This window comes from Mycobacterium sp. (assembly GCF_035506235.1).
In the GTDB taxonomy this organism is placed as follows: Bacteria; Actinomycetota; Actinomycetes; order Mycobacteriales; family Mycobacteriaceae; genus Mycobacterium.
This window is the reverse complement of sequence record NZ_DATJPU010000291.1, coordinates 1-3,475: the sequence shown is the minus strand read 5'-3', so window position 1 is coordinate 3,475 and position 3,475 is coordinate 1. Positions and strand designations below refer to the sequence as shown.

Annotated in this window: 4 protein-coding genes and 1 rRNA gene; 1 reads left to right on the top strand and 4 read right to left on the bottom strand. The window is 65.8% G+C overall.

Annotated elements, in window-relative coordinates:
* Nucleotides 1-404, bottom strand: a 16S ribosomal RNA gene (locus tag VMD50_RS27565); the annotation flags it as partial.
* 371 nt (nt 405-775) lie between these two features.
* Nucleotides 776-2,029 carry a UDP-N-acetylglucosamine 1-carboxyvinyltransferase gene (murA, locus tag VMD50_RS27560; protein WP_325432767.1) on the bottom strand — a complete coding sequence of 418 codons (1,254 nt, stop codon included), beginning with the start codon at nt 2,027-2,029 and terminating at the stop codon, nt 776-778.
* A 70-nt stretch (nt 2,030-2,099) separates the two neighbouring features.
* Between murA and VMD50_RS27555 the strand changes: the two genes are divergently transcribed.
* Nucleotides 2,100-2,717 carry a cob(I)yrinic acid a,c-diamide adenosyltransferase gene (locus tag VMD50_RS27555; protein WP_325432765.1) on the top strand — a complete coding sequence of 206 codons (618 nt, stop codon included), beginning with the start codon at nt 2,100-2,102 and terminating at the stop codon, nt 2,715-2,717.
* On the opposite strand, the gene VMD50_RS27550 is transcribed toward VMD50_RS27555, so the two are convergent.
* Together VMD50_RS27550 and atpC are read right to left on the bottom strand one after the other, a co-directional pair.
* Nucleotides 2,714-3,157, bottom strand: coding sequence for a DUF2550 domain-containing protein (locus VMD50_RS27550; protein ID WP_325432763.1), 444 nt, complete (start codon nt 3,155-3,157; stop codon nt 2,714-2,716). The genes VMD50_RS27555 and VMD50_RS27550 overlap by 4 nt on opposite strands.
* A 6-nt stretch (nt 3,158-3,163) precedes the next feature.
* On the bottom strand, nt 3,164-3,475 hold a 312-nt coding region (atpC, locus tag VMD50_RS27545), incomplete at its 5' end, for an ATP synthase F1 subunit epsilon (protein ID WP_325432761.1).

The following is a 3,475-nucleotide window of genomic DNA, read 5'->3' as shown; positions in this document are numbered from 1 at the left end:
CCCCCACGCGGCGTCGCTGCATCAGGCTTGCGCCCATTGTGCAATATTCCCCACTGCTGCCTCCCGTAGGAGTCTGGGCCGTATCTCAGTCCCAGTGTGGCCGGACACCCTCTCAGGCCGGCTACCCGTCGTCGCCTTGGTAGGCCGTCACCCCACCAACAAGCTGATAGGCCGCGGGCCCATCCCACACCGCAAAAGCTTTCCACCACAAGGCATGCGCCTCGAGGTCCTATCCGGTATTAGACCCAGTTTCCCAGGCTTATCCCGAAGTGCAGGGCAGATTGCCCACGTGTTACTCACCCGTTCGCCACTCGAGTATCTCCGAAGAGACCTTTCCGTTCGACTTGCATGTGTTAAGCACGCCGCCAGCGTTCGTCCTGAGCCAGGATCAAACTCTCCAAACAAAAACCCCTCGATAACGAGGTGAATTTACAATCAGAGATACCTGACAAGACGCCAATAACTGGCATCAATAAAACAGCCATACCCACACACGGGGAGTGCAGAGTATGGCCAAAAAACAACAACAAATAAAAAAGACCAAACACACTATTGAGTTCTCAAACAACACTCTTGCTTGTTTTAGCCCGCTTCCGGGCAACCCTGCCAGCTTAATACCAGTCCGGCGGAGGCGTCAAGCCCCAGTTTTGGTCATCTTGTGTGGTGACCGCTGCGGGGCAGCCGTGCCAGGCTAGTACCGATCCGGTAAGGGAGTCAAGGCCCCGGTTTCGGCCCCCCTCGCGGGGTGACCGCCCTTGTGGGGCACTGACTTTGACTACTCTACCCGCTCGATCTCGGCTCCCAAAATCGCCAGGTTTTCCACGAACAACGGGTAGCCGCGGTCGATGTGGAAGACGTCGTGAACCTCGGTGTCGCCGTCGGCGACCAGCCCGGCCAGCACCAGGCCGGCGCCGGCCCGGATGTCCGAACACCACACCGGGGCGCTGGATAGTTGCGGCAGCCCCCGCACGACGGCGTGGTGCCCGTCGGTGCGGGCGTCGGCGCCCAGCCGGATCATCTCCTCGACGAACCGGAAGCGGGCCTCGAACACGTTCTCCGTGATCATCGACGTGCCGTCGGCGATCGAGGCCAGCGCGATCGCCATCGGCTGCAGGTCGGTCGGAAACCCGGGAAAGGGCAGGGTCGCGACGTTGACGGCCTTCGGACGCTCGTACTGGGTCACCCGGAAGCTGTCGTCGGCTTGGGTGACCGTGGCACCCGCGTCGTGCAGCTTGTGCAGCACCACCTGCAGGTGAGCCGGATCGACGCCCATCACCGAGATGTCGCCGCGGGTCATCGCGGCCGCGATGCCCCAGGTGGCGGCCACGATGCGGTCGCCGATCACGCGGTGTTCCGTCGGGTGCAGCCGCGGGACGCCGGTGATCGTCATGGTCGGCGAACCCGCGCCTTCGATCTGCGCGCCCATCTGGTTGAGCATCGTGCACAGATCGACCACGTCGGGTTCGCGCGCCGCATTATGGATCGTGGTGACGCCCTCGGCCACGACGGCGGCCATCAGGATGTTCTCGGTGGCCCCGACGGAGGGAAACTCCAGCTGAATCTCCGCGCCGCGCAAGGTATCCGCCTGAGCGACCACGCACCCGTGCTCGATGTTGCATTGCGCCCCCAGCTGCCGCAGGCCCGCCTGATGCATGTCCAGGGGGCGCGATCCGATGGCGTCCCCACCGGGGAGCGCGACCCTGGCGCGCTTGCAGCGGCCGACCAGCGGGCCCAGCACGCACACCGAGGCGCGGAACTGTCGCACCGCCGCGAAGTCGGCGTCGTACTTCGGCTCGTCGGGCGAGGTGATGCGGGCGACGTCGCCGTCGAGCTCGACGGTGGCGCCCAGGCCGCGCAAGACCTCGGCCATCAGGGGCACGTCGAGGATGTCCGGGCAGTTGGTGATGGTGCTGGTGCCCTCGGCCAGCAGGGTCGCGGCCATCAGCTTGAGCACGCTGTTCTTGGCGCCCCCGACAGCGACTTCGCCGGACAACCGGTTGCCGCCGGTCACCACGAATCGCTCAGTCACCCGGGTCAGTTTAGTGAAGCGGTATCGGCTTGTCAGTCACTCGAGTCGGCCAGCCGAGTACCGTTTTCTCATGGCAGTCCACCTGACCCGCATTTATACGCGCACCGGCGACGACGGAACGACGGGATTGAGCGATTTCTCACGGGTCTCCAAGAACGATCCCCGCCTGGTGGCGTACGCGGATTGCGACGAGGCCAACTCCGCGATCGGCGTCGCGATCGCCATCGGCCGGCCCGACGAGGAAACCGCGGGCGTTCTCCGGCAGATTCAGAACGACTTGTTCGACGCCGGCGCGGACCTGTCCACTCCGGTGGTGCAGAACCCCAAGTATCCTCCGTTGCGAGTTGCCCAAACCTACATCGATCGGCTCGAAGCGTGGTGCGACAAATTCAACGAACCCCTGCCGGCGCTGAATTCCTTTGTGTTGCCAGGGGGTTCGCCGCTGTCGGCGTTGTTGCACGTCGCCCGCACCGTGGTGCGACGGGCCGAGCGCTCGGCGTGGGCCGCGGTGGATTCGCAGCCCGACGGGGTCAGTGTGCTGCCGGCGAAGTACCTGAACCGCCTGTCGGACCTGTTGTTCATCCTGGCGCGCGCGGCCAACCCCGACGGCGATGTGCTTTGGGAACCAGGGGGAAACCAGGGGGCGGCGCCTCGCCCCGCGCGAGATAGCCTGCGGCGCAACGACTAGACGCTGCGACGGCGTGCGCGCGGTGAGGGCCGGGATTCCAGCCAGGACAAGAATGCGGTCAATGCGCCCTTGTCGAGGGCGAGCTCGTAACCGGACCTGCGGTCCTGCGTCGTATCGCGCAGTTCCAGTACGACGATCTCGTCGGTCATGATGTCGAACTCGTCGCCGCGTGGCGCGCGGCGCGCCACGATCTCCACTCCCCGCCGGCTGAGCCGACGGTCCGGCCATAAACGCAGGCTGGACAGCCGGTAGAAGGCGGCCTCGCCGCCGCGGTAGCGGATCACCCCGTGCCGCCAGCCGTGACCGCCGACGGCGGGAATGTCGCGCATGATCCCGGCCGTCCCGCCCTGGCGCAGCTTCCACAGCCGATAACTCAGGGCCAGGACGGCGGCGCCCAGCATGACGACGAGCACGACCATGCCGACCATGGGCGTGCTCATCGAGGGTTAGTCGATCGCGCCGACGGCGCGCAGTCTGGCGCGCCCCCGGGCGGCGATGCGGGGATCGTCGGACTCGGCGGCCTCCCTGGCGGCGCTCTCGTCGATCTCCGACTCGAACTCAGCCGATTCGGCCAGGATGCTGACCTGCTCCTCGGTCACCGACAAGAACCCGCCGTCCACCGCGATCCGCAGGTCGTCCTCGCCTTCGCGTTCGACACGCACCATGGCGTCGTCCACCAACTGTGCCACCAGAGGGATGTGTCGCGGCAGGATGCCGATCTCGCCGACGGTGGTGCGGGTGAACAGGAACGTTGCCTC